The sequence below is a fragment of the Paenibacillus sp. GYB006 genome (assembly GCF_036577645.1).
Classification (GTDB): domain Bacteria; phylum Bacillota; class Bacilli; order Paenibacillales; family Paenibacillaceae; genus Paenibacillus.
The window spans coordinates 18532-43875 of the sequence record NZ_JARBDA010000018.1; the positions used below are offsets into that span (position 1 = coordinate 18532).

28 protein-coding genes are annotated in these 25344 nt (G+C 36.4%); 9 read left to right on the top strand and 19 right to left on the bottom strand.

Annotated elements, in window-relative coordinates:
• Window positions 1-74: 74 nt before the first annotated feature.
• From PV403_RS21885 to PV403_RS21905, 5 genes are all read right to left on the bottom strand, one after another.
• A complete protein-coding gene (locus PV403_RS21885; protein ID WP_332085980.1) occupies window positions 75-3266 on the bottom strand; it encodes a type I restriction endonuclease subunit R in 3192 nt (1063 codons plus the stop codon).
• 27 nt (window positions 3267-3293) lie between these two features.
• A complete protein-coding gene (locus tag PV403_RS21890) occupies window positions 3294-4553 on the bottom strand; it encodes a restriction endonuclease subunit S (protein WP_332085981.1) in 1260 nt (419 codons plus the stop codon).
• Window positions 4543-6063: a class I SAM-dependent DNA methyltransferase gene (locus tag PV403_RS21895; protein WP_332085982.1), complete on the bottom strand. Its 1521-nt coding sequence runs from the start codon at window positions 6061-6063 to the stop codon at window positions 4543-4545. The genes PV403_RS21890 and PV403_RS21895 overlap by 11 nt, the downstream gene beginning before the upstream one ends.
• Before the next feature lie 29 nt (window positions 6064-6092).
• Window positions 6093-6689: a helix-turn-helix domain-containing protein gene (locus tag PV403_RS21900; RefSeq protein ID WP_332085983.1), complete on the bottom strand. Its 597-nt coding sequence runs from the start codon at window positions 6687-6689 to the stop codon at window positions 6093-6095.
• Between the two features lie 138 nt (window positions 6690-6827).
• Complete coding sequence (locus tag PV403_RS21905) at window positions 6828-7430, bottom strand: DUF4352 domain-containing protein (protein WP_332085984.1); 603 nt, start codon at window positions 7428-7430, stop codon at window positions 6828-6830.
• A gap of 202 nt (window positions 7431-7632) precedes the next feature.
• On the opposite strand from PV403_RS21905, the gene PV403_RS21910 reads away from it, so the two are divergent.
• The gene (locus PV403_RS21910) at window positions 7633-7767 is read left to right on the top strand and encodes a hypothetical protein (RefSeq protein ID WP_332085985.1); all 135 of its coding nucleotides are present in this window, start codon (window positions 7633-7635) and stop codon (window positions 7765-7767) included.
• A gap of 441 nt (window positions 7768-8208) precedes the next feature.
• Here PV403_RS21910 and PV403_RS21915 read toward each other — a convergent pair whose 3' ends face one another.
• Window positions 8209-8838: an EcsC family protein gene (locus PV403_RS21915; RefSeq protein ID WP_332085986.1), complete on the bottom strand. Its 630-nt coding sequence runs from the start codon at window positions 8836-8838 to the stop codon at window positions 8209-8211.
• Window positions 8839-9065: 227 nt separating this feature from the next.
• Here PV403_RS21915 and PV403_RS21920 point away from each other — a divergent pair, with 227 nt between their 5' ends.
• The gene (locus PV403_RS21920; RefSeq protein ID WP_332085987.1) at window positions 9066-9542 is read left to right on the top strand and encodes a DUF2975 domain-containing protein; all 477 of its coding nucleotides are present in this window, start codon (window positions 9066-9068) and stop codon (window positions 9540-9542) included.
• Between the two features lie 9 nt (window positions 9543-9551).
• Window positions 9552-9761: a helix-turn-helix domain-containing protein gene (locus tag PV403_RS21925; RefSeq protein WP_332085988.1), complete on the top strand. Its 210-nt coding sequence runs from the start codon at window positions 9552-9554 to the stop codon at window positions 9759-9761.
• 883 nt (window positions 9762-10644) lie between these two features.
• Here the strand turns inward: PV403_RS21925 and PV403_RS21930 are convergent.
• The 3 genes from PV403_RS21930 to PV403_RS21940 all read right to left on the bottom strand — a co-directional run bounded on the left by PV403_RS21930 (window position 10645) and on the right by PV403_RS21940 (window position 13433).
• Window positions 10645-11349 (bottom strand): hypothetical protein, encoded by a 705-nt coding sequence (locus PV403_RS21930; RefSeq protein WP_332085989.1) that lies wholly within the window; start codon window positions 11347-11349, stop codon window positions 10645-10647.
• Window positions 11350-11955: 606 nt separating this feature from the next.
• Window positions 11956-12168: a DUF3006 domain-containing protein gene (locus PV403_RS21935; RefSeq protein WP_213534498.1), complete on the bottom strand. Its 213-nt coding sequence runs from the start codon at window positions 12166-12168 to the stop codon at window positions 11956-11958.
• Between the two features lie 17 nt (window positions 12169-12185).
• Window positions 12186-13433: an MBL fold metallo-hydrolase gene (locus tag PV403_RS21940; protein WP_249717592.1), complete on the bottom strand. Its 1248-nt coding sequence runs from the start codon at window positions 13431-13433 to the stop codon at window positions 12186-12188.
• 47 nt (window positions 13434-13480) lie between these two features.
• On the opposite strand from PV403_RS21940, the gene PV403_RS21945 reads away from it, so the two are divergent.
• The gene (locus tag PV403_RS21945) at window positions 13481-13804 is read left to right on the top strand and encodes a siphovirus Gp157 family protein (RefSeq protein ID WP_160037205.1); all 324 of its coding nucleotides are present in this window, start codon (window positions 13481-13483) and stop codon (window positions 13802-13804) included.
• A gap of 159 nt (window positions 13805-13963) precedes the next feature.
• Here PV403_RS21945 and PV403_RS21950 read toward each other — a convergent pair whose 3' ends face one another.
• Complete coding sequence (locus tag PV403_RS21950; RefSeq protein WP_191805021.1) at window positions 13964-14686, bottom strand: hypothetical protein; 723 nt, start codon at window positions 14684-14686, stop codon at window positions 13964-13966.
• A gap of 120 nt (window positions 14687-14806) precedes the next feature.
• Here PV403_RS21950 and PV403_RS21955 point away from each other — a divergent pair, with 120 nt between their 5' ends.
• The 3 genes from PV403_RS21955 to PV403_RS21965 all read left to right on the top strand — a co-directional run bounded on the left by PV403_RS21955 (window position 14807) and on the right by PV403_RS21965 (window position 16066).
• On the top strand, window positions 14807-15154 hold the full coding sequence (locus PV403_RS21955; protein ID WP_160037113.1) for a DUF3139 domain-containing protein: 348 nt from the start codon (window positions 14807-14809) through the stop codon (window positions 15152-15154).
• Between the two features lie 289 nt (window positions 15155-15443).
• Window positions 15444-15725 (top strand): hypothetical protein, encoded by a 282-nt coding sequence (locus PV403_RS21960; RefSeq protein ID WP_201450770.1) that lies wholly within the window; start codon window positions 15444-15446, stop codon window positions 15723-15725.
• A 2-nt stretch (window positions 15726-15727) separates the two neighbouring features.
• Complete coding sequence (locus PV403_RS21965) at window positions 15728-16066, top strand: YolD-like family protein (protein ID WP_160037114.1); 339 nt, start codon at window positions 15728-15730, stop codon at window positions 16064-16066.
• 11 nt (window positions 16067-16077) lie between these two features.
• Here PV403_RS21965 and PV403_RS21970 read toward each other — a convergent pair whose 3' ends face one another.
• The 3 genes from PV403_RS21970 to PV403_RS21980 form a co-directional block, all read right to left on the bottom strand.
• Entirely contained in the window at window positions 16078-17370 is a 1293-nt protein-coding gene (locus PV403_RS21970; protein WP_160037115.1) for a hypothetical protein, read from the bottom strand.
• A 278-nt stretch (window positions 17371-17648) separates the two neighbouring features.
• Entirely contained in the window at window positions 17649-17918 is a 270-nt protein-coding gene (locus tag PV403_RS21975) for an excalibur calcium-binding domain-containing protein (protein ID WP_160037127.1), read from the bottom strand.
• Between the two features lie 243 nt (window positions 17919-18161).
• The gene (locus tag PV403_RS21980) at window positions 18162-18815 is read right to left on the bottom strand and encodes a stalk domain-containing protein (protein WP_160037116.1); all 654 of its coding nucleotides are present in this window, start codon (window positions 18813-18815) and stop codon (window positions 18162-18164) included.
• A 160-nt stretch (window positions 18816-18975) separates the two neighbouring features.
• On the opposite strand from PV403_RS21980, the gene PV403_RS21985 reads away from it, so the two are divergent.
• Window positions 18976-19176, top strand: a complete 201-nt coding sequence (locus tag PV403_RS21985; protein ID WP_160037117.1) for a hypothetical protein — start codon at window positions 18976-18978, stop codon at window positions 19174-19176.
• Window positions 19177-20414: 1238 nt separating this feature from the next.
• Here PV403_RS21985 and PV403_RS21990 read toward each other — a convergent pair.
• Both PV403_RS21990 and PV403_RS21995 read right to left on the bottom strand, forming a co-directional pair.
• Window positions 20415-21065: a hypothetical protein gene (locus tag PV403_RS21990; protein ID WP_160037118.1), complete on the bottom strand. Its 651-nt coding sequence runs from the start codon at window positions 21063-21065 to the stop codon at window positions 20415-20417.
• Between the two features lie 12 nt (window positions 21066-21077).
• Complete coding sequence (locus tag PV403_RS21995) at window positions 21078-21611, bottom strand: hypothetical protein (protein ID WP_160037119.1); 534 nt, start codon at window positions 21609-21611, stop codon at window positions 21078-21080.
• A 236-nt stretch (window positions 21612-21847) separates the two neighbouring features.
• Here PV403_RS21995 and PV403_RS22000 point away from each other — a divergent pair, with 236 nt between their 5' ends.
• Window positions 21848-22306 carry a hypothetical protein gene (locus PV403_RS22000; protein ID WP_160037120.1) on the top strand — a complete coding sequence of 153 codons (459 nt, stop codon included), beginning with the start codon at window positions 21848-21850 and terminating at the stop codon, window positions 22304-22306.
• A 167-nt stretch (window positions 22307-22473) separates the two neighbouring features.
• Here PV403_RS22000 and PV403_RS25360 read toward each other — a convergent pair whose 3' ends face one another.
• The 4 genes from PV403_RS25360 to PV403_RS22015 form a co-directional block, all read right to left on the bottom strand.
• Window positions 22474-22605, bottom strand: coding sequence for an IS3 family transposase (locus PV403_RS25360; RefSeq protein ID WP_160037121.1), 132 nt, complete (start codon window positions 22603-22605; stop codon window positions 22474-22476).
• Window positions 22606-23451: 846 nt separating this feature from the next.
• On the bottom strand, window positions 23452-23655 hold the full coding sequence (locus PV403_RS22005; protein WP_213534488.1) for a hypothetical protein: 204 nt from the start codon (window positions 23653-23655) through the stop codon (window positions 23452-23454).
• A 156-nt stretch (window positions 23656-23811) separates the two neighbouring features.
• Complete coding sequence (locus PV403_RS22010) at window positions 23812-24135, bottom strand: hypothetical protein (RefSeq protein WP_213534486.1); 324 nt, start codon at window positions 24133-24135, stop codon at window positions 23812-23814.
• Between the two features lie 388 nt (window positions 24136-24523).
• Complete coding sequence (locus tag PV403_RS22015) at window positions 24524-24964, bottom strand: hypothetical protein (RefSeq protein WP_160036954.1); 441 nt, start codon at window positions 24962-24964, stop codon at window positions 24524-24526.
• Between the last annotated feature and the right edge of the window lie 380 nt (window positions 24965-25344).

Here is a 25344-nt window from a genome sequence, read left to right on the forward strand (position 1 = left end):
AACTTTTCTTGCCTTGTATAAGTATTTTCAACTGCAACACCTTTCATCCTCCTGCAGAAGCTAAAGGCCCTTCCTCACATGTTTTCACACATTAATTCCGCCTGCTTCATAACAACTTCCAGTGCTTCTTTTGCTTGCTTTGGTGGATAATCATATTCCTTCAACAATCGCTTGATGATGCGGCGCATCCCTGCTTGTGCACTTTTGCGTACGCTCCAGTCAATGGTAATATTGTTTCGGATCGCAGTCGTTAGTTCCTGGGCGATTTTTTTTAATGTTTCATCACCCATCATTTGTTTAACAATTTCATCGGATGTTAGTGCCGTATAGAATGCAATTTCATCACTATTTAGTCCTAAGGCTTGTTCTTCTTTCTTCGCCTGTTTGATTTCATGTGCCATTCTAATTAGTTCTTCAATTACTTCCGCATTCGTAATGGCCTGATTGCGATATTTATTGATCGCTTTCTTCAGTTTTTCCGAGAATTTCTCTGATTTCACGAGATTGCTTTTCTCCATTACTTTCAGATTGCCTTCAAGCAATTTACGCAGCATTTCTACAGCTAAGTTTTTATGCTGAAGATGACGCACTTCTTCCAAAAACTCTTCTGAGAGGATCGAGACATCAGGGCGCTGAATCCCAAGACTGTCAAACACATCAATGACATCTTCCGAAATGATCGAACGTTCGAGCATTTGATTAACCCTGGCTTCAATTTCCTTCTTGGATTTCTTTTTCGCTCCTTTTTCCCCCAGCTTAGAAAGACTCGCTTTTACAGCTTTAAAATAACTAATTTCCAGTGCAGTTTTCTTTCCTTCTTCCGTAGCTGCGCATAGTGAATGAGCTTTTGCTGCCTCTATGGCAAACTGTTTGAAATCCTTCTGCTCTTTCTCGTCTAATCCCAGCACGAAGTTCATTCCTCCAGTAATCGCCCGGATTCTCCCCACCTGGGATGTACCCATGTAAGCCGAATAATCGTATGTATGGAACATACTGCGCAGCACTTCTAGTTTTTCGTACATAACTGCAATGGCTGCATTCGTGTCAATCGCTGTATTGGCTCTGTCGCTATCGGTATACTGCTTTAACGCTTTTTTTAAGTTTTCAAGAATCCCGATATAGTCAACAACGACACCGCCAGGTTTGTCTTTAAAGACACGGTTAACACGTGCGATAGCCTGCATCAAGTTATGGCCTTTCATCGGCTTGTCGATGTACATTGTGTGCATGGAAGGCACGTCGAATCCAGTTAACCACATATCACGAACAATCACGATTTGCAGTTCATCACTTGTGTCCTTCATTCTTCTTGCAAGGGTATCACGGCGATGCTTCCCGCCAATGTGCTTTTGTAAATACTCTTCATCACCAGCGGAGCCAGTCATAACGATTTTAATGACACCTTTTTCAAGATCATCACTATGCCACTCTGGACGTATTTTAATAATTTCATTATATAGAGCAACACAGATTTTACGGCTCATACATACAACCATGGCTTTACCAGCAATCGTTTTTGATTTTTCCTCGTAATGCTCTACAATATCTCTTGCTAGTCGCTTCACACGATTGGGTGCTCCTACAATGGCTTCCATACGAGACCATTTGGATTTATACTTTTCCCGATCGTAATCTTCTTGGCCTTCTGTGATTTCTTCAAATTCATCATCTAGCTTTTTCCATTCTTCTTCATCTGTATCTAGTTTAATGATGCGGTTTTCATAGAATATCTTGACCGTTGCTTCATCTTCTACTGCTCTCGTCATATCGTACACATCAATATAATGACCAAATACAGCTGGTGTTGATTTATCCTCAAACTCAATAGGTGTACCGGTAAAACCGATAAAGGAAGCATTCGGCAGGGCATCACGCAAGTATTTTGCATACCCATATTTCACTTCACCTGTTTTTTTATCCGTGGATGCTTCCAGTCCATACTGGCTTCGGTGCGCTTCATCTGCGATGATAATGACATTGCGGCGATCCGTTAAAACAGGCATTTCTCCATCTTCCGGTTTGAACTTTTGAATCGTTGTAAAAATAATACCGCCCGACTCTCGGTCATTTAAGAGATCATATAATCCATTTAGTTCTTTTGAATGATCTTTTGCCTGCTGTTTCTTTTGTTCTTCGGTTAGCTTACGAATATGAGCTTGTTTAGGAGTTTGACGTAAAATATCTTCAGATTTCGCAAACGTTGTATATAATTGTTCATCCAAGTCATTTCTATCCGTAATGACGACAATCGTAGGATTATTTAATTCGTTTACTAGAGATGCCGTATAAAATACCATGGAATAACTTTTCCCAGACCCTTGGGTATGCCATACGACCCCAATTTTCCGGTCCCCTTGCTCTGCGGTAGCTTGTTTCGTGCTTTCTACTGCTTTTTTAACTGCAAAGTACTGATGGTAGGCTGCCATGATTTTAATAATGGTCTTGTTGTCACCGATTTTGTTCCCATTCTCGTCATGAATAGCTTCTTTTGATTCTTGGAAGAGGATAAAATTTTGAATGATATCGACTAAACGTTTTTTATCTAGCATACCGCGGATCGCTACTTCATACTGAGGAACCTCTAAAGGTTCGATGTTGATTCCATCCACTGTTCTCCAGTTCATAAAACGCTCTTCATTTGAAGTGATGGTTCCTGCTTTGGCATTAATGCCATCCGAGATGATGCTAAACGCATTGTAACGGAATAGAGAAGGGATATCATTTTTATAGGTCTGAATCTGGTTATAGGCTTGTTCAATGCCTACATTTTCATCCGAAGCTGATTTTAGTTCAATAACCACAAGCGGAAGACCATTCACAAAGATAAGCACATCGGGTCTTCGTTCTTCTTTTTCAACAATCGTAAACTGATTGACGGCGACAAAGCTGTTTCGCTCTGGCTGATCAAAATCTAGCACCATCGCTTTTTCTGTTTTAATCTGTCCGTCTTGATGAAAGCTTACATCAATGCCTTCAACTAAAAGCTTATGAAATTGTTTATTATTCTCTTGTAAGGAAGGACTACTAAACGAAATAATCTGACGATATGCATCTTCTAGTGCATCCTCTGGTAAATGACGATTGAGTGTAAAGAGAGCATCCCGAAGGCGCTGATTTAAAATCACTTCGCGGTAATCTTCCCGCTCTGGGTATTCCCCATCATGACCGATTTCCGGACCAAACACATACTCATACTCCATCTCTTGCAGGATTTCGATGACCGCTTGTTCTAACAAATCTTCAGTGAAGTTCTCTAAAAGACTCATATTGCTTCCCCCTTTCTGATGCAAAAACTATTCTTTATCTATCGGAACACGGATTTCTCCTGACATGAGCTTTGGTAGAAGAGTATCTCGAATCATAGTTAATTTAGAAATTTGTTCTTCATGGTTTTTAATTGTCAAACCAAAACTTTCCGATACAGAATTAAATTTAGCAATTAACTCCTTGCTAGGTAACAATATTTTAATTTGTTTCAGTACTCCTCCCGATATCTCTTTAAAGGTTGAACCTGAAGCATGATTTTCTATAATGTTTTTATTAATTGATAATAATTGATAGACAAACTCTGTTCCATACTCGGAATATGGGATTACAGATTTAAATCCTTGGTTAGTAGAAAGAGGATTCCCAGCTATCGCCATATACCCAATTGGAGCTCTTGAACTAAATAGTACAGTTCCTTCTGGCATCAATTTTGCACTACTGTTTTTCAGTCCTTCTTCAGTAATATCAGTTACACCATTATTTATATATCTATTTTTATTAATAGATAAATCCTTAGGCGTAATCCAAGGTATGCCTTTATCTGTATAATAATCTTCTCTTTTTTTTGAAGGGGTTCCGCCACCAGTAACAATGCCTATATCATTAATTACTCCAACTTCCCAGCCCTCAGGGATCATCCCAAGTTCACTTTCAACCATTGCTCCGCCGCTAGATTTATATGGCATTCCTTCTTCATTTGGAAACTCAAAATCAACAAACCATTGTTTGAAAACGGCCTGCGCCATTTCTTCTAGTTTTTTATTAATTTGATTGTTGACTTCAATTTTTTCATCGAGGGATGAAAGAATGTTGGCTATCGCTTTTTGTTCATGCAATTGTGGAATATGAAATTTAAATGCCCGCATTTGCTTTAAGCCCATATTTTTTATAGTTGTACCTGTAGAATGAGTATTTAAGTAATCTTTAAATCCCTTGCTGTACATTACATATTTAACAAATTGTTTACTGTAATTTTTTTTAACGTTAAAGTAACAGGCGCTTTTTCCTAAAACTACTTTTTCTCCATTATAAACTGCAACTTTTCCTAATGTTCCATTTATAGATACAAGGATAGTTCTGTCATTTAAATCTTTCTTATATTTCAGAAATTCTTCATGCCCTACTTTCTTCGTCTTTTCACTAATAAGAATATTTCCATCCAGGTTGTTACCGTTTATAAAATAGTAATCTCCTTCTTCCTTATATTTAGGAGTCCCATGTAATCCATCTCCTAGTGCATCAACTACATCTTCTAATGAAACTTCCTTCCAGCCATTAGAAATCATACCCAATACCTCCTAGGTTTTTCTTAATCTCATCCTCTAGGCGGCGTGATTCTTCAAATAATTTACCAATCTCACTGGTCAGTTTCTCCATTTTTTCTTCAAACGGGATACCATCATCTTCGACTTCTTCAATCCCTACATAGCGTCCAGGTGTTAAAACATAATCATGTTCACGTACTTCTTCTAATTTCGCTGCCTTACAGAACCCTTGCACATCTTCATACATTCCATCTTCATTTCGCCAATTGTGATACACATCCGCAATTTTATTAATATCATCATCACTTAACTCACGGTGACGACGATCGACCATCGTTCCGAGGTTACGGCCATCAATAAAGAGAATTTCATTTTCACGATTGCGGAACTTTCCATGTTGTTTCTTATTTCTATTTAAGATCCACAGACATACTGGAATAGAAGTCGAATAGAATAAGCTTCCTGGTAATGATACAATACAATCGACTAGATCAGAATTAATCAGGTTTTTACGGATTTCACCTTCGTTTGACGTATTAGAGCTTAGTGAACCGTTGGCTAATACAATTCCAGCGACTCCATTTGGTGCCAGGTGATAGACCATATGCTGCAGCCAAGCATAGTTAGCATTACCTTCTGGCGGCGTGCCGTATTTCCAGCGGACATCGTCAGTTAAACTGCTGCCGCCCCAATCACTGATGTTAAAAGGAGGATTTGCTAAAATATAATCCGCTTTTAATGTACGATGTAAATCATCATGGAATGTATCCGCGTGATGTTCACCTAAATTTCCGTCTAATCCCCGAATAGCAAGGTTCATACGGCACAATTTCCAAGTTGTCGAATTTAATTCTTGCCCGTAAATCGATAGATCGTTAAGTTTCCCTTGGTGTTCAGTGACGAACTTTTCACTTTGAATGAACATCCCACCGCTCCCACATGCCGGGTCATAAATACGCCCTTTATATGGTTCGATCAGTTCAACTAGTGTTTTAACTATACTTGTCGGCGTATAGAACTCACCGCCGCCCTTTCCTTCTGCACTTGCAAATTTTCCTAAGAAATATTCATATACACGGCCAAGTAAATCTTTCTCGCCGCTACTGTGCAATTTAATAGTAGAAATTAAATCAATGAGTTCTCCTAAGCGGCGCTTATCTATTTCAGGTCTAGCATAACGTTTATCTAAAACTCCCTTTAGTACAGGGTTTTCTTTTTCGATTAAAATCATCGCATCGTCAATGATTTGTCCGATTTTTACGTCTTTAGCATGATCTTTAATGTAGTCCCAGCGGGATTCGGCAGGTACCCAGAAGATGTTTTCCACGGTATACTCATCGATATCTTCTTCAAAACCATCGCCTTCTTCTACCAGCTCGTTGTATTTCGTTTCAAATTTATCTGAGATGTATTTTAAGAAGATGAGTCCTAATACAACGTGTTTATATTCACCTGAATCCATACTTCCCCGCAGTTTATCGGCTGCTTTCCATAGTGTTTCTTCAAATCCTACATTCGCAGTTGTAGACATGATGTTTGTTTCCCCCGATTCATTTTCTATTAGTAGTTATAATCATCAAGAACTTCAAAAAGCTCACTTTCAAACTCGGACTGTGATTCGTCACTGTCAATAAAATCAGGCAGCACCTCAAGGTAATGTGCTAATCCTTCTATCGTTCTATGAAGAATGGCCTCATGTTGCGATTTTTCAAGAAGTTTCACGACAAGTGCAAAAACTTCGATATAAGGATTATCATCGGCAACCTCAATTGCTGCTTTGAAACGGGCAACCAGCTTTGCTTTGTCGATGGATCGCTCGATCGCATTGATCTCTTCTTTGTCATAGATAGGAACGTCGATAAGATATTCCGACTCTTCATCTAAACTAAACTGTGTCTCATGAGTCTCAATAACCGGCTTAAGTTCTTGCTTAAGTTTTTCCTTTTGGATTTCCAGTTTATCGAGATCTGTTAACTCTTTTTGAAAATAGCTTGCTGGAATATGAAATAACTCTTCGAGGACGGGAAGATACTTTTTCGGTACATTCTGTTTTCCTTTAATCCACATATTGATATTTTGTTTCTTAATACCAAGTTTATCGGCTAACTCAATATGCTGCATATTGTATAGATTAAGTATGTACTCGAGACCATTCAAATCCTCACCCCCGTCCTTATTGTCCTAGTCAATAGATTTCATTTTATCTGTTATGACGTTAGTTTTCAATGAGGGAGTGTTTCCAAAGGAAGGTTTAAAAAAGGAACAGAGATTTAATCTCTGTCCCTGAATAAATCTTTACTTTAATTTAATGCTTTCATAATCTCCGCCGGCCCATCCATAGCCACTTGATACTTGAAGTGTATAACTACTGGAGTCCGAAGGTAACTCGAATACGAGTTGTCCTGTTTTTGATAATCCTGGATTAATATCTTGAAGGAAAAAGTCCATTGCTCCCTCTACAACCATGATTACTTCCGTATCACTCGACGGCTCAAATTCTCTATTTTGATCGTCATACATCTTAAACATACTGCTATCTATCATTCTTGTTTTGCTGTCATTGTTAGATACTTCAAGATCTATAACGATAAACTGGCCTGAGGTTGTCGCAGATTCGATAAATTGATTATCTGATTTCAGTTCATTGGTAGCTGTTACATTCGTTACTTTATATGCTAAATTACCTGTTTTCACCGTATCGCTAATTTGATATGTTTTTACATCTTCTTTTTTTGTTTCATTTGTACTGTTGCTATTCTTATCAATTACTGTTGTGACTGTCTCGTTTGAAGCTTGATCTCCTGCAGTAGATGCATCGTCTTCGCCCATGGAACCAATAATACCAATTGCAATAAGTACACCAAAAATAATTGCGGTGATTTTCAAAAATTTCTTCATAACTAAATCCCCCTATACGATTCTCTTTTATAACTCAAACAATCAGTTTTTCAAAAATATTGTCTGAGTCAATAAATTCATAATAGTCCTTTTTATTGTCTGAGTCAATAAAATTAATCTGTTGCTCTCCCAAAAAAAGAACCGGCGGATGCCTTGCCGGTTCTCTCCTTTCCTTCTCCGTTTATGCTAAGTAATCCCTTGCATGATGATGAAGCAAAGCGGAATCATGATGCTATTTTTTATGCATGAGCTGCTTGATGGGAGCAAAGCAACGCGGAGCGGACATGATGCAGCCATGCCATCCCTGATTTCCCATCAAAGCGCCCTTGGTCCTTAAGCTCCGTGCGGGGTGTAAAGCGAGGGACAGGAACATAGAGCGCCTTATCCGGGATGCTTTCTTTCCCGGTTAGGCGCTCTTGTTATCGGACCAAGTAACCCCGCAGCGGTGCGTAGCGGCTCTTAGGTGGCCGATCTTGCCGCCTTAGAGCTGGTAGCATCAGCACGAGCGTTCTACCTTTCACTCTTCTTTACTTAATAAGTACCACCAGCTACCACACAATCGATTACCCTGCAGAAGATAAAAGCCCATTACTCCAAATAATCCTTTTAATTTATCCTTTCATTTGGTTGCAACCAAATGAAAGAAAAAAAGATGCACCCATTATTCAGGTGCACCCACGTTTTGAAACTAATATGTACGATCTTCAACCAGATCAATGCTTTAACTTTCCAAGGGAACGATATATACATCAATATATACATCAATTCAAAGTAATTTCTAGAACTGGGTAAATGTATTTTTAGCCGTTTTCCCAATAATATTTGTGCCGATTCCGTCTACCGCTCCTCCGATTATACCGCCTAACACCGGAACAGCTTTGCCTAAATTGATAACGCCTTTTTCCCCAAACTTGGTTAGTAATCTAGCTCCTACTTTTTTGTTTATCGCCTTTATCACTTCGTTTGGAATTTTTTTAATTGCTTGCCTTGCTAAAATATTTCCTGTTTTTATACCAGCCTGCTTTAAAATATCTGCAGCGGCTTGTCCTGTAAGGCAAACAAAAACCAACGTTTTTACCTCATCTTCTTTAGGATCATATCCTCGCATATAAGCAATGGCCGCTATCATTCGTATTTGAACAAACATTACTGAAGCAATATTAGCCGGTATAGCTACGGGAAGAGTAACAAGACCACCTAAACCAGTTAAAAACCCACTTGTTACACCTTTAGTATTTTGCCAGCGGATTAAAGCATCAATTGCTTTATCGCTTGAGCTATACTTTTTCAAATAATTCTCGGCCAGCTCTTCAACTGTATCTGTACCTGGTAAACCATTGATAGCTTTTTCGTAGGACCACTCTAACATTTGTGTTATTTTTCCTTCAGTCATTATGTCTTTAGCCATTATGTATACGCTCCTTTACTTTCTAACCTCCTACTGATCAGTTTTATTATAATCGTATCTTTTTAAAAAGGTATATGATATATCCCTATTCATTACTTTTCACTGTAGAAAAAAGTCTTACAAATACAAATACAATCATAACAAACGAATAACGATATATTTTTATTGTAATACGATAAATAAGCTGGTATATTAACATTGATAATACATTATGAGGAGTCTTTTATATGAAATTTGGAACAACACTAATTCTCAAAATGGCAGTGCTTCTTATCGGATCTCCAGTGCTCGCCTTCTGTCTGATTGGCTTGCCTTGGTTAGTCAATAATCCCGCAAACCCAGAGTATGCCCATATGCTATATCCCATCGTAAGCATTATGTATATCTCAGCGATCCCTTATTTTATTGCGTTGTATCAGACGTTACAACTTCTAAGATATATTGACAAGAATGAAGCCTTTTCCATTATTTCAGTGAAAGCTTTAAAGAAAATAAAATACTGTGCAATCTCTATCAGTATCTTGTATATTATGGGATTTCCATTCTTTTTTCTTTTAGGTGATAAAGATGACGCTCCAGGTGTCGTTCTGATCGGATTAATTATTATTTTTGCTTCAATAGTGGTTTCAGTGTTTGCTGCTGTTCTTCAAAAACTATTAAAAGATGCAGTAGATATAAAATCAGAAAATGATTTAACAGTCTGAGGTGATGATATGGCAATTATAGTTCATATTGATGTGATGTTGGCCAAAAGGAAAATGAGTGTAACGGAACTTTCGGAGAGAGTTGGAATAACCATGGCTAACCTATCTATATTAAAAAATGGGAAGGCGAAAGCGATTCGACTATCAACTTTAGAAGCTCTTTGTAAAGCTCTAGATTGCCAACCCGGAGATATTCTTAGTTATCAAGATGAAAATTAATTACTGAGAAGAATTGTAGTAAATTTGTTAAGTTGGTCCAAGAAAAAAACTTAAAACCATATAAGAAGCCCCGTTGCAATAGGATCGCTGTTCCTGCAGAAACTGAAGGTATCCCCGATCCCCGGAAACCACAAGTAGTTTTCAATATAAAACTACTTGTGGTTTTTGTGTCTTTGTTTCGGTCGAGACATTTACACAAATGTTCCTTCCTTTTAAAAGAGTAGTTTTATTTGCATAACCACAAGTGGTTTATATAAATAGAACTACAAGTGGTTTTTCATAATCCCTCTATGAAAAGAACCGGCGTATGCCGGTTCTCTCCTTCCCTTCCTTGATTATGCTTACTAATCCCTTGCATGATGATGAAGCGAAGCGGAATCATGATGCTATTTTTTATGCATGAGCTGCTTGATGGGAGCGAAGCTGCGCGGAGCGGACATGATGCAGCCATGCCATCCCTGATTTCCCATAAAAACGCCCTTGGTCCTTAAGCTCGTGCGGGGTGTAAAGCGAGGGACAGGAACATAGAGCGCCTTAACCGGAATGCTTTACACCGATTAGGCGCTTTAGTTATCGGCCCAAGTAACCCCGCAGCGGTGCGTAGCGGCTCTTAGGTGGCCGATCTTGCCGCCTTAGAGCTGGTAGCATCAGCCCTAATGTCTAAATCTCTTCTATTTGACTCTTTTCACCACTTCGTATAAGCACCTCAGCTGAAACACAATCTATCCCTCTTTGCTGAAGCTAAAAGCTCATTTAAGATCCGGGAAACTGCTCTTCACTGAGGCTTGGTTTAAACCAAGCAGCCCAAATAGAAAAAAGGTGCCCCCATGATTTAGGTGCACCTGTGTACTAGAACTCATCAGCTTTACGATGGTTGACTACTTCAATGATTCATTAACAAGGGAGTAAAATAACCTTTCATCCAATTTAAATCTTCAGTTCCGTTGAATAACCCTATTTCCCCTGAAAATAGTTCCCTCTTTGTCATATCTCCCTTCATGTAGTTGAATATCATTTGCATATTATGATGAATAACAAAGAGCTTACGATTTAAATCATTCGACATAAAATCAATATGAGCGTAATGTGAGAATGGCCCATAAACTTGAATTTTAGTTTTTGGATCCTGCCGGTATCTTGCAGCAACTCTATGATTTCCATCAATAATTAGCTTTTGGCTAGTTGGAGAATACCAAACTAAAATGATAGGTTCATTGCTTTTTAAAGCATTAGGTAAATAACTTTCCGTAATTTCATTTTTTTGAATGTAAGGGTATACTTCTTCCACGCTGACTTCGTTTGCAATCAATCTTCTATTTTGTATCATTTGGTTAATAAGGTGCCTCGCTCTATTGATATCCCACGTCACTGTGTATTCACCGTTACAGTGAGGAAAGTACATTGTCTCTTCAAACATATGATGGCTGTTTAAAAGGTATGGCTGACTATTATCTGCACTTGCCAGTTCATTCTTATAATTTGCAACAATGTCCACCAAATTAGGATACTGATTCACAATCTGTACCCCATTCAATTTAAAAACGGATTCATCAATAAAACTGTCTAATAAATTCCCTAAAGTATGCAAGAAAACACCTCTCTTTTTTCATTATAGGTAACTCAGTACATAAAAGCCTGCTACTTAACAATGAGCAAACAACATGCTTACTTGTTCTATTGGGAGCTATCGTTACCCGTTACTGAAAAATTTGATTATATCGAGCGGATCTTAATGAAATAGCTGAGGAATTAATTTAGAGACATGTCTTTTTATCTTAATAGGATTACTGTTGTCCCTCTACATGGTTTGTGTCCAAAACTCCTTTAGACCAGCATATTGATATACCTTTAAGTCCTTATTATTCGACCTATCCCCTTATCATTTGTCATATTATCTCATATTTTACATTTTAATTCAATTATAAGTCTGCCAACTAGATAATCAAAATGATAAAAATGAAAGATTAGAAGAAGTAGATGGCCAGTGTGACGTAAAACAAAAACATAGCTTCATTCAGCTTAGGGAATACTAGTTTAATCCAGAGCCTGTAACCCTCCTACTTAGGAAACGAACTGAAGATGACAAGCGTATCCAAGGGTTTAGTCCAAATACTATGAAATAAAATAAACCCGACTTCTACAAACGAAATCGGGTTTTTATAAGCAAACTATACATGTAGAAATAAATTACCAATCAATCTTCCCAAACATCGTCCATAAGCTTCTTAATCTGCTTCTTACGATCCTCTGTTTCCGTATGATCTGGCTTCCATACTCCCTCTACTAAAGTAACGACATCCCCCGAACTCACAGAAGCATCAACAGCAGACATAGGAACATCATGTGTCTGGCCATCGATTTCAATTACCGCAAAGTCACCTTCAAACCGATCAACGATTCCCCTCAAATGTACCTGCCTCCTTCTTATCTTTCACAAGCGATACCGTCTTTATCTCGATCGAGTTTCGTGCTATAACCAGGATCACCTTCGTAAAGCGGTGCCTTCCCAGCTTCTCTTACTTCGGTACAGTTCTTATAATAAACATTCGTGTTTGTTTCCGTCTTTGTTACTGCAGTGTCCTTATTACTCGTCGTTGCTGCAGGTTCCTTTTTAGTTGAAGTGGTATCTGATTTTTGACTGTTTGTTTCTTTATCTTTCACCGATGTAGTATATTTCCATTCACTAACAGATGGCTTAATGGTCGTTCCATCGGACGTAAATACAATCGTTCCCTGCAGATCGTTACGATAAATTTTCACATTCTTATTATGAAGTCTCTTTAAAATGTTATCCGTCGGATGGCCATAACTATTGTCACCTACTTGAATGACAGCATACGTAGGATTAACCACATTTAAAAAAGCCTGGCTGGTCGATGAATTGGATCCGTGATGGCCTACTAATAGCACATCTGATTTTAAATTCACACCGCTGTTTATCATATCGCTTTCGCTTCCAGACTCCGCATCTCCCGTAAATAGAAACGAGTTTTTGCTAAAAGCAAGCTTAACAACTGCGCTCATTTCATTTTTATCATCATAGCTTTTAACGGGAGCAACCATCTTAACATCAAGCTGATCATCTAAATCGATCGTTACACCTGCTTTTGCTGTCGTAACTTTAAGACCTTTATTTTGAATTGAGGTAAGTAAGGATTCAAATGTTTTTGTGTTGGAAGACACTTTTGGCATATAGATCTTACCGATATCAAAAGCATCTACTACCGCATCAAGTCCTCCAACATGGTCAGCATCGGGATGCGTTCCAATGAGAACATCGACTCTCGATACACCTTGTTTTTTTAGATAGCTAACCATACGCTGCTCATCATCATTATTTCCTCCATCGATCAGCATCGTTTTACCACCTGGTGTCTGTATAAGCTGAGAAGCACCTTGCCCTACATCTATGTAATGAACGGTTAGTTTACCTGTAGGAGTAGCTGTGGAAGGTTTGGCTGCTTGTGTAGTTGTTTCCTCTTTTTTTTCTTCATCTTTCGTTGTTTCATCTTTTGTTGTTTCTGTCTCTGATGAATCTTTATCTGAAGAAGTACTATTGGAAGAGTTATTATCGTCCTTACTTAATGCTGGATCTGTTGTCTGTGGAATAGTGCTACTATTGTCTACCGGTGTTATTGTTGTTGATCCGCATCCACTAAGGATAAGAAACACTAAACACGTTAGTAAAACAAAGTAACTATTCTTGCTAAAAATCAGATATCGAAGCATTTAAGGCAGAAGAAAAGCGACTAGCAAAGAAACGTAAATATCTTGAGAACAAAAATAATGGACTTAAGTCATACACTCAGAGCGTCCTAGAAGTGAATAAGATTGATAAGGTAAATGCAGGAATGTTTAAAGTAAAACTACAGAAGAATCCTCCATCAATCAATGTTTTAGATAGCAATAAAGTTCCAGATACATATAAGATTGCACAAGAACCTAAGATTGATAGTAAGAAACTGCTGAGTGATGTGAAGAATGGTGTAGTGATTGAAGGAGTAGAGCTTATTACAGATAGGCAACATCTGAGAATTTTGTAAGAAACCAAAGCTAAGTGTTGTGTCAAGAGGGGACAAATTCCAACATACCTTCTTGAGAACGAAAAATTTGAATTAAGAAAAAATAAAGATAAGAGGATAGAAAATATAAAAAGATGATAACTGTATTCTTAACAGTATCATCTTTTTATGAAACTTATATTATGGTACGTATGTAATTTGGGCAGTATCCCTAGCTGATAATACTAACTCCATCGGTGCTAAAGGTTTCCAAGCAAACATTGGTGAAATTGTTGTATCGGCTCCAAAATAATAAGCCTGCCATACAAATTTAGAACAGTAATTTGGATCCAAAACTAAGTATCCACTTAATACATCGTATTCTGCTTTTGGATATTTATCCATGTACCAATTTGCCCATTGAGCTGCAGCTATAGAGGCATTATAGTCATTATGTCTTAATACATAAATTTCGCTATTCTGTTCAAAGAATACTTTCAAAGGTTCTTCTTTAGGGTCAATTCCTACACCTGGGAAATGTGTAATACTTGATCCAGCATTAGTAACTATTGCTGCATGTCCTACCCAATTAGCAGGTTTAGGTCCTCCATTCTTCTTAGCTACCAAGATATCACCTGAACGAGCTACAATTCCATTATAGCTTCCTGCACGAGAGCCACCATTAATATATTCATCTGCAGTGACAACTGCTCCTCTACTTTCTATATCTTTCATTATAGAGTTAAACTGCTGTTCCATCTCTTTAATTTCTTCAGGTGTGTAAAATTGCGAATACATATTATTTTCTTCTTGTGTAAATCCGTAATTACCGATTGGAAGTTCATCTGCAAAACTTTGCGGTGCATAAGAGCCTAACAAAACAATAAACACCATAAATCCAGTTAATAGTTTAATTTTCTTCATATTAATAATTGCTCCTCTACATTGTATTAAATTAGTATATTATATTAATATGAATTTTGGTATACTTTTATTGGAAAAGATTAATATTTTATTAATAAAAAAACTGAAGGGGAAATTTATTTGAAAAAATTAGGATTAATTAGCGCATGGACCATTTTTGGTCTTGTATGCATTGCAATTGGTTTTGTTGTTTTTACTCTGTACTCTCTTAATACTCCACCAAAGAGTGATCCAGAAATTGTCGCATATAACGAGGAAAGAGTAATGAAGTACTTGATTGAGGACAAAGGTTATTCTGAGAGCGATATAGCTAGTATTGAAGCTAAAAAGATGCCGAAATCTTCCGGCTATGAAACCTTTGTTGAATTCTCAGATGAACTTGACAAATTATATGCTTACAAATTAGAAGAAGACGGTGAAATAAAACAGAACGGAAGTACTGGAGGGGCTTATAAGCATAAAGAGTAAATAATAATAAATAAATATTAATCTATCAAAAAGACGTTACTATAACCGGTGCCGTCTTTTTAGTTTGTAAATATGACACTGCTCAATTATTCATTGAATAAAATGCGTGTTTTATGATAATAACGAGTGAGGAAACGGGAGTATAAGGGAGCATAAGTGAGCATTTGGAAGATGTGATTTATCAAAAAAACGATTTGAAATCAAATAGCAATAAAATACATTGATATAGGAACGGATGTTTGGTTATAATAAACAAAGCAAACAAATGTTCTTATAGGAGTGATGCAACATGTTACCTGACTATGAACGGAAAGTGCATAGGATTCTATACAACTACATAAGCCAACGTGGAAGAACTCCAACTATACGGGAGCTGGAGATTAAAACAGGACAGAGTACTAGTCGTATAAAAGAAGCGCTACTTCTGCTTGAATCAGAGGAGTTTATATTGTGGGAAGATAAATCTACACTGGAGAATATTATCTTATTAAAAGAGTGGGAAGATGAAAGCAATAGACCAAGAACTTACACATCTCCACATGGAACTATAGATTATTGGACGGAGTATTAATTATGGCGAAAAAACTATTTGATAATGGATTGTTTGAGAGCTCACGTATGATATTGCCTGAACACAGAGATGCCTGGATAAGAATGGCGAACACTAAATTAGCAAGATTTAAACCAACTTTAGACGATCAGGAAATACAACGAATAGAGTATGAAATTGTGCGTTCGTATAATAGAAGAGAAAAAATAAAGCTTGTCTTATTCGATCCATACGAGGATAAAGAAATTACAGGTATAGTAGTTGCTTTAAACACTTATAAACGTGAAATTAAATTTTTAACTGCAGAAGATGATTGGAAATGGATTTATATTAAGGACATTATATCTGCATCAGAAGAATAAAGAGTAGACCATCATTCAGTTGATGGTCTTTTTCTTTTGGAGGCATCTCCAGGCAATTTAGTTATAAAACGTGCATAGCCATTTACATTCTTCACGTAATTCAGAGCATGATAACGAGGTAAATTCATCAAATCTTCTTCAGTGAAAGGATGTAATTCGCTTTTTAATTCATCGAAATTTTTCTTATCGGAACCTGCGATAATAATATAAGATGCATTGGCACTGCGGAGCTCATCTCTCATTATTTTGAGTTGAAGGAGATAATGGCAACTGATGATCGATTTGAGTATAAATTTAGACATTTGAGACAGTTTACTGGTAAGAAACTTTTCAGAATGATTGCACTGATAAAGTTCATCGATAACGATATTTACCTTAACTCTTTTCGATTTATCCTTTATTTGTTCAGCTCTAATCTGTGCTGCCAACCATACTTTCGTGAGAAAGTATAAGACCATAGTGTCCTTTTCTGACTCCACAGTGAACATGTGTTGAGGGAGCTTGATCGTAATCAATTGGTTCTTCTGCATCTCTTCAACAAAATCTATGTTATTGGATGTATCCTTTTTAAGCATTAGTTCTGTGTAGCTATTTCTTTTTAGTACGTTTAGTCGATCAAGAATTCCTATGATTAGATTAGTCTTAGTTCCCTCAACTATATCCTGCTTATTGTAATCATCTAATTCACGTAGATTTTCAATATACTCCTCCAAGAACTCAAGTTGATGCCTTGGAACATTGTGTATGAATCTTCCACGTATTTTGTGATTTTGGAGCACTCCAAACACGTCTTTGATACTTCCATTGTTGATAAAGGCGATTAAACTAGCTGATTCTAAATATCGTTCCATTTTAGGACTTAATCGGCTGTCGTCAGCATTGATCGAATTTATCAAGGTTAATAAGTTAGTGGTTTGACGTTTTGCATTTTCATATTGTTTAAATGGAGTGTCTGAATTACCAGAATTCACTTCGTTATAGCCTAAGCCTTGTAAAGCTTCTATATTGTCACATCTGATTTCTAACACCTTGTCTTTGGGAAAACACTTTGCAACCTCATCACTCATCTGACATGTTTCGATGAAATCAAAAATTATGCAACATTCTCCATTTTCAATAGCATCAACACATAAATTGCTGATTAATGTACTTTTCCCTGCCCTACTGGGTCCTATTAACAATGTGAGGAGATTTCTAAATTCAATATCATTACTAAGGTATGCTTTTTGTGATTTACCTTTGTAAATATTCTCCCCGATACACATTACACCACTCTGTAGATCCTCTGGGACTTCCGTCTCCAAAGATTCCACCCGTTCTATAAAATTATACCTTTCCAAAACATCCCTACCAGCTACACAAAGGAAATTCTGTGCTTCTTCATCTCCTATTAGATTTCGTGTGGTGCCCGTAGAGAATCCCCCATACTTAAATTACTTATTGCACCTGTCATTATTCTATAAATCACAAGAAAAGGTAAGTTAAAAATTGACATGGCCGCTTATAAGTGATTTTGCAACGCTAACCCGCAATATAAAATAGACCCTTCAACATGAGAAGAGTCTATTACTAATCAATCTACTTATTTTTCGCAGGCTATACCGTCTTTGTCTCTATCACTTTTTATATTGGCTTCATATAGAGCTTTAGAAACATGAGGTTTATATTTTGTTTTTCCACCTTTATTTTTGGTTGATGATGAACGAGCTACGCCGCCTTTATACACCTTATTCAGCTCTGTGCAGTTTTTATATGTAACTACTTTTTCTTTTGCTTCTGCTACGCCAGTTGATCCTATCGTTGGTCCAATAATAAGCCCAAGAGATAAAATAGCCACAAATACCTTCTTGATATTAATACTAACACTTCCTTTCTACAGTATAGACTATAACTCTATTGTCCTTTTTCTTCAATATATTGGATATTATTCGGCAAAAACTGTAACGAAGAGTACGGATTGAACTCCCCTACAAACCTTACTCATCTCTACACGCTTAACTGGCTATACCATAAGATTACAATGAAAAAAGCCGCTAAAATAGGACCTTACGCGTTATACACCTATACTAAGAAATGACCTCAATGATTATGTACTTTATTTGTAATATGAGGTTGGCAAAATTACAAATTCATGTTCACCGTTATCGAAGTTCTTGAGGCTAATCATAATCTTTTTAACATCTGTTACGTTAACTTCTAATGATGTTACCTTTCCTGGTTCGACAGAGACATTCCCTAAACTTCTATCATCGATTAAATCTTCGAATACAGTTACTTCGACCGTTTCTTTTGGAGCAAATAGATCTAGATGCAAAGTTTGATATTTCTTATCTGGTGTGGAGTAATCATGAGCAAAAGCAGTAAATTTGGTATACAGCACTTCTTTGTATTCTTTGCCCTCGATATTTGTATGACTCTTATTTCTTGTATTACTGAAGTCATCATAATCAAAACTTACTTGTTGGAACGGTGTCTTTGCGCCCTTCTCCCCGATATTAATCTTGCCAGTCTTCGAATCCACGGTAATGTTTGTTTTCGTCGCTTCCTTTACTACACCAACCGGCAAGTATGTCGTACCGTTAATGACAACTGGCTTTGCAGTGGTTTTAGCGGTCCAGTTTTTCCCATTAAGCGTGTACTTGAGATTCGAAACCGTCGCCTTGACCGTTTGCGTGTTAGCTGCGAAAGCCACCGAACTACTGAGTAATAAAAATGCGGATAGCAAAACAGTTACTCTTTTCAATTTCATCTTTCTTACTGACTCCTTTTATGTATTATTTTTACATCTATTAAAAATATCGGTTAATCAGACGATATAATTAACAAGAAATGTAAAAATAATTAAACAGGGATAGTGCACTATTATGTCTAAATCATCCCAAAAATTTCATAAAAGGAGCACGATGATATTGCAAAACAGACATTCTATGAAGACACTGACTGCGGATGACCAGTTATACACGGCGAAGATGGAGGCTAAACCCATCTTTATATACTTTAATAAGAAGCTCTATGGAAGAGGTGTGATCGAGAGGATTACTGAGGATAGCATAAAAGTGAAGGGCGAATATTATATGCGCGGGGTTTGCGAGTTTAAATGCGAAGGATAACTAAGATTTGAGGCACTTACTTTGAAATACTTACTACTTAATACTAATATCTTGGATGGAAACTAGATATTCTCCTTAGTCCAACAAACGACTGCTTTCAAATTTCTGATATCTTCACAATCCTAACCTGAAAAGACACATTTTTAACGTCAAAAACCACATGAGAATAAAAATGTGGTCTAAACTTTGCTGTAACGAAACAGGTTTAACAGGTCTGTTTTCCCGATAAAACAAAAACGAATCAATCATCACCTTTTCAGGATCAAATCAATTCGCCTCTGTACGATAAACCGCATATATTTTGTTACACTTATGAATATATCAATGTATAGTATTATATTCAATTCCAGGCCTAAACTACACATTAATCCCCAATTATTTTTAACTAATCATAACCCCGTTAGCTTACAGAATGGAGTAGGTGCCCAGTGGCAAACCGCTCCATTCTGTTTTTGAACTAACGTTTTACCGTTAGACTTGGGAGTGAGAATTGCTAAGGCGAAGTTGAGACGTGCGCATATATGGAATGTTATGGGTATTAGGTAAATACCTTTGTTTCCGCATGCCCTTTTACGTCGCCTCGGCTACATGCTTCTCCTATTCTTTCATTTTTCTCAATTTGACTAAGGAGAAATCCTGCGAATTCATGAGCCTGGGTGAGGTAATCAAATCATTTCGAGGGAGCTTAGTACTGTCCCAAATAACAAAACATAATATATTAAACCGTATAATAAAAATCCTCATCTTTTTGTTTTATGATGAGGATTTTTCGTGTTATTGTGTTTTCCAGTAGGGTACTAACCGATATTAATCTTGTCTTTATATTTCTGTGCCCATTCTTTAAACGGGGTTAATTTGATATTATAAGTTTTTAACGAATCAACATCTACATTGTATCCTACTTCGTTATTCCATTCATGGGATCTTGCCCATGCCTATTAATGGATCTAAATACAGCTCCTTCTGATATATTGGCTGCTTCTAACCACTTATTAATAGCATAAACTGGACAGGTATCTGGATTCTCTCCGTATGGTACTAGAGACCTCTTCAAGAATAACGAGTTTCTCTAGAGCGTTATATTTTCCTCTAGACATGAAAAGCTCCCCCTTGCAGAAAGGTTTATTTTTTAACCTGTCTACCGTAGGGGGAGCATATATCAAGACGGCTGCCTTGCTGTATTATTGATCTTTTGAGTTCTGGTATTAAAAAGTGAGAGTGAGAAAAAACTCCAGCTTCTATTCATTCAGATCTATGCTTTTATCCATTATTTTGACTGTACCATCTGAAAGTGACGATTTATACAATTGTTCTTTATATTGGTTTAAGACTAAAGCAATATCGGAAGATTCCTTTAAAAGAACTACTTGATCATTCAGTAACTTTTCGGCTAGGTTTTGCTTTGATAAGAGTTCCTGATAAAGAGGTGGTGCGACTTTTTTCCAGTGCTCATCTTCAGTAACTCCATCAGCAGCAATAAACTTTTTATGAGTTTCCTGTACTTCTATAGGCTGTTGACTTAATAAATCTTTCATTTTTTTGGCTTCCTGTCTTCCTTCATCTAAAGTTGCTGATACCCCCTCTTTCTCAGCTAATTGCAAGAACAACTCTTCTTTAATCATGTGTTCAAGAACTTCGGAATCAGTAAAATTTGATTGGGAAGTACGATTATACTCTTTATAGTTTAAAACATCCGTATTCGTAATTTCTTGGTTCCCGACCTGTACCAATACCTTTTCCTCGGCTTTATTATTAATTTCAGTATTAATTTTGATTCGATTAAGATCTGAAGTAAGAGGATCAATTGCAGAAGATGATAAAGCCCCAAACGTAAAGACACCTGCTAATAAAATTCCTAAAGATACGATCAACTTATTATTCTTTTTCATTTATACTCCTCCTTACCAGTTGAAATTAACCCAAGCCGTGTTATCAAGTTGAAAAGATCCAAATCCTCCATAGAATACAGTAGAACCAGCTGCAGGAGCAGATGTAGAGCTATATGTCTGTCGAGCGTCATTGTATTTACCCGAATATCTAAGTTCAGTATGACCTATATATGCACCTTTTTTCGGTAGGGAGACATTCCCCCCTCTAAGCTCTAACGTTCCTGCTCCCCATGTTGCATTCGGATAAGCTAAAAAGGCATTCTTATGTGTGGAACTAACTAATTCCCTTCTAGTGGCAACCCAGTTCGATCCAGAAGTTGTCGCATTTATTTGAACGTTTGTAGTAACACTAACAGGTGTATAAATACGAGCTCCAGAATCATCAACCATCCACATAGAAATTAAATCTGTATCAGAAGGACTAACTGCTTGAGGACTAACAATAGGATCAGCTAAAGCGACATCATTCCTAATAATAGAATCCCCAATAAACAATGCACCCATCATAGAGGATGCGGCTAAGAGTAGTGCAATTTTTTTCTTCAATAGTTTACCTCCTATTTACTAGATAATTTGGACCCTCTATTTACTTAGACGCTATTATTCCATAAAAGCAGCGAATAAAACAAAAAAAGTAAAAAAAGTATATAATGATCGATTTTAATTAGAACATATATTACAATGTGTTCTCAGGATGCTGTAACCAATTAGCCCATTTCTTATCAATAAATACTTTAGATGAGTACCACTAATTAACAGATTAAAACGAGGGAGTGAGTTAAATGAAAAACAAACGTAGAATGTTAGCAATAGGTATATCCATTTTATTTATATTTATTGTAATTTTTTCAGTGTACTCATTTCAAAATAACACTTCATTTCCCAAATTAGTATCTAAACAAATACAAAAAGAGGATATTAACGAGATCAAGATTTCTCGAATAGCTTATGGCACTTTATATCGTGAAGAAGTAATTATTTCTGAATCGAACGAAATAAGTTCTCTAATAAATAATCTTAACAATATAGAATTATTAGAAAAATATAACGAATATATCCCAAGGACAGAGTACCGCTATGATGTACTGATACAAGTAAATCGGCAGGAAAGGTTTGGAATCACTTTTTTAGATGAGTACAATTTAGAAATATATGATGCCCAAGATTCAAATAATCGACTTAACAGATACGAAATTGAAGATGGTTATAATTTAAATAGACTTGCGGATTATTTTAAATGAAACAAATAATTTAAGTCTAAATCACCAAATAATTCCGATTGGTATAATATAAGAATATATCTAAAAAAGTACCCCCTTAATATATGAACTGCCCCCTGTCAAGTAGACAGTAATTTAAAAACATCATTAAGCAACCTGAGTCCGATATTCATACGGGCTTAGGTTGTTTAATGATGTTGAAAACGATGGTGGTTGTAGAAATGGATGTACCGTTGGACGGCATGCTCTACTTCCTTACTAGTACGAAAAGTGTATAGATTAAAACACTCCGATTTAAAATGACTAAAAAAGTTATCCATACATGCGTTTTCTCATCAATTTCCTTTACTCAACATACTAGCTATCATTCCGTATCTTATAAGACGTTGGTTATATTGGCGAGAGGTATACTGGACCCCCTTGGTCACTATGTAGGAGAATTCCTTCAACTTTTTGTTTTTTTCTTGTCTTTGTGAAGGAGCATTACAAGCTTTAGATCATTTCTTCGACTGATTTGATAAGACATAATTTCGTTATTATACAGGTCCTTTATAGCAGTTGTTCCTTCTTTTCGTTCTCGGTTCCTAGAGGGATCGAGGAATGGTTGATTATGAGGGGAATGCATTATCAGCCCTTAAGTGATGCAAAGCAAGTGAGGATCTTGATAGAGAGGGTTGTATATCAAATTGATTATAGTAATGTTCCATAAACAATCCAAACGATCGACGATCACTTCCACCTGTCCGAGTTCCAGAAACGAAAGATGGCAATCAATTATTTCTGTACCAATCCGAACCAGCCGTGCAGGAAAAGATAATTAATCCCTTTCAACCGTAACAACATTGCTCCCTTGGTTTTTACTGCATTCAATACGCATGAGTTCGTTGTGCAATTCGTCGACTTCTCGAGACAATGTCATAGTTTGAATGTGTGATAATCCAAGCCGCACGTCTCTCTTACCTTCCAATTCAATTTTCACCGTTCTTAAATCTCTCAAGGCAGATGTCCTGTATGGTCTATGCTCGAACATAATCAGATGATTCTCCGCTATGAATCTTAATTACGCTATACTGCCCAGTTTGCATAACAAAAAGGGCAGCTGCCAACTGGTAAGCTGCTCCCTGCTGTGTTCAACTAACGTTTTTCCGTTAGTTCAAATGAGTAGTTCATTTTTTTAATTGAGTAATTTTTCTTAGAATTACTACTGCACAGACAGATATAACACTAGCTAAGTATAAAAGAGCGTATGCTATAGCAGCATAATATGTCAGTTCAGCTTCAATACCGGATCTTGTAAGAACTAAAATAATGGCAAAGCCAACAACAAAAACGACAAAACCCAATAGAGCATTTTTAATAACTTCTTTCACAAATTCACCTCCTAGGTTTATACCAGTTCCCAGCTACCTATACTAACCCGAACAGCCTAATCGACTGTAATCTTATTTATCTAAAGTTTTACGTACGCTTATAGTCCAACGGATTTATGTAGAAGATCCCATCATCCGACAAACTTTTTCTTTAATTTATTTTCTAAGTGGCTCAGTAATTTTGAGATTTTTAATATAATTACCTCTTATAAAGTTATGGTAATACGTAATGAAGTAAGTTTGATTAGTCTCTACCAAACTATATGTAGATTCAGGCACAGATATTTTTTCTCGTTCGCCTTTCCCACTAGTAATTGTGATATAGTTCTTGAATTTCCCAACTTCCTTACCTTCTACCTTTGTAATAGTAGTTATACTTGAGCTATAGAAAAACAAATAAAGTAAAAAAAATATTATAAAAGATGTAAATAAAATTTTTTTCGCATCTCTCTGATAATGAACCTTTACTAATTTAAACATAAGCATCTCCTTTATTTTATTAAACTTTCTTTTGTAATTGTGAACTAATGAATTTTCCCTTCCAATTTTTACTTAATCGTAGATTCTAACATATCGTCTGTTTATAACTATAGGTTAAAATATGGAAATACGATTAAAATTCTAGGTTTCATTATTAATCCATGCAATGTGAATATGGGTCCTAAACTGTCCAGGAGCTTAAAGAAAAAGCAACCGGTCTATTGATCGGTTGCTTACTTTTTCTAATTAAACTATCGTTTTACATCTTCGTCATCTATCTCATAATTTGTGATAAAAAATCCATTCGCTACAACATCGAACAATTGTTAAGCATCCACTATATATTTCTCAGATCAATATTGAATCTTTGCTCTCTTTAAGAGTTATATCATTTAATAGACGGATAAATTACGAAGGTTTCAAAATATAATTTATCTGCTCGCTCTTCTTTCTCATCTTCTGGTAAGTTCTCTACATCCTTCGAGTACAATTCAATACTTCTCCACAATCTTAGACCTAGCTCAGGAAAATCATATTGACACCCTTCGCTATAAAAATTATTAATAGCGTATGGAGAAATTTCATTTAATTTTGGAATTAAGTCTTCCACTTTTGTCTGAAATAAATCGATATTGTACCCTTCTAAGACTGCTGCAATCGTTCTATCGTTTGAAATTTCAAGTTCAGTTAAACTTGAATTCGTATAGCTGGTTGTAAGAACCGAAAAAGAATATTCTAAATCGTTTAAAATATGATTAATTTCCGTTTCAGGCATACCTAATTTCAGTGGTCCAACATATTCTCCAGGCTTAATTGTAACATTATGCATTTTCTAAAAAACTCCTTTACTTTGTTCTAATCCCAGGCAACTATACCAAGGTAATCTTCTAACACTAAAATCGTGAGAAGTAGCTCGTTAAAATATTTGTTGTATAGAATATTAATGGCATTTCACTTTATCTCATAGCCAATAGAAGCTTCCTCTTTCTTATCATAACCATGCCAAGAGGATATACCCAGATGTGATTTATGCTCATTAGTTCTTCTTACATGACATTAAAGAATTAATAGATATGAAGCGAGATTCTGTAAAGATCATTCGAAATGTAGGCCAGTGCTATACAGGCAATCAATAAATATATCTTGTAGTGCTTCTGACTCTTAAAAATCTGAACAAAACAAATGAAGAAGACTATACATAAAACAGAA

Coding starts and splice junctions, on each gene's coding strand:
- PV403_RS21885 (WP_332085980.1), bottom strand. CDS start 3,266: ATGAGTCTTTTAGAGAACTTCACTGAAGATTTGTTAGAACAAGCGGTC.
- PV403_RS21890 (WP_332085981.1), bottom strand. CDS start 4,553: ATGATTTCTAATGGCTGGAAGGAAGTTTCATTAGAAGATGTAGTTGAT.
- PV403_RS21895 (WP_332085982.1), bottom strand. CDS start 6,063: ATGTCTACAACTGCGAATGTAGGATTTGAAGAAACACTATGGAAAGCA.
- PV403_RS21905 (WP_332085984.1), bottom strand. CDS start 7,430: ATGAAGAAATTTTTGAAAATCACCGCAATTATTTTTGGTGTACTTATT.
- PV403_RS21910 (WP_332085985.1), top strand. CDS start 7,633: ATGATGATGAAGCAAAGCGGAATCATGATGCTATTTTTTATGCATGAG.
- PV403_RS21915 (WP_332085986.1), bottom strand. CDS start 8,838: ATGGCTAAAGACATAATGACTGAAGGAAAAATAACACAAATGTTAGAG.
- PV403_RS21920 (WP_332085987.1), top strand. CDS start 9,066: ATGAAATTTGGAACAACACTAATTCTCAAAATGGCAGTGCTTCTTATC.
- PV403_RS21925 (WP_332085988.1), top strand. CDS start 9,552: ATGGCAATTATAGTTCATATTGATGTGATGTTGGCCAAAAGGAAAATG.
- PV403_RS21950 (WP_191805021.1), bottom strand. CDS start 14,686: ATGAAGAAAATTAAACTATTAACTGGATTTATGGTGTTTATTGTTTTG.
- PV403_RS21960 (WP_201450770.1), top strand. CDS start 15,444: ATGTTACCTGACTATGAACGGAAAGTGCATAGGATTCTATACAACTAC.
- PV403_RS21965 (WP_160037114.1), top strand. CDS start 15,728: ATGGCGAAAAAACTATTTGATAATGGATTGTTTGAGAGCTCACGTATG.
- PV403_RS21980 (WP_160037116.1), bottom strand. CDS start 18,815: ATGAAATTGAAAAGAGTAACTGTTTTGCTATCCGCATTTTTATTACTC.
- PV403_RS21990 (WP_160037118.1), bottom strand. CDS start 21,065: ATGAAAAAGAATAATAAGTTGATCGTATCTTTAGGAATTTTATTAGCA.
- PV403_RS22000 (WP_160037120.1), top strand. CDS start 21,848: ATGAAAAACAAACGTAGAATGTTAGCAATAGGTATATCCATTTTATTT.
- PV403_RS25360 (WP_160037121.1), bottom strand. CDS start 22,605: ATGGATAACTTTTTTAGTCATTTTAAATCGGAGTGTTTTAATCTATAC.
- PV403_RS22010 (WP_213534486.1), bottom strand. CDS start 24,135: ATGTTTAAATTAGTAAAGGTTCATTATCAGAGAGATGCGAAAAAAATT.
- PV403_RS22015 (WP_160036954.1), bottom strand. CDS start 24,964: ATGCATAATGTTACAATTAAGCCTGGAGAATATGTTGGACCACTGAAA.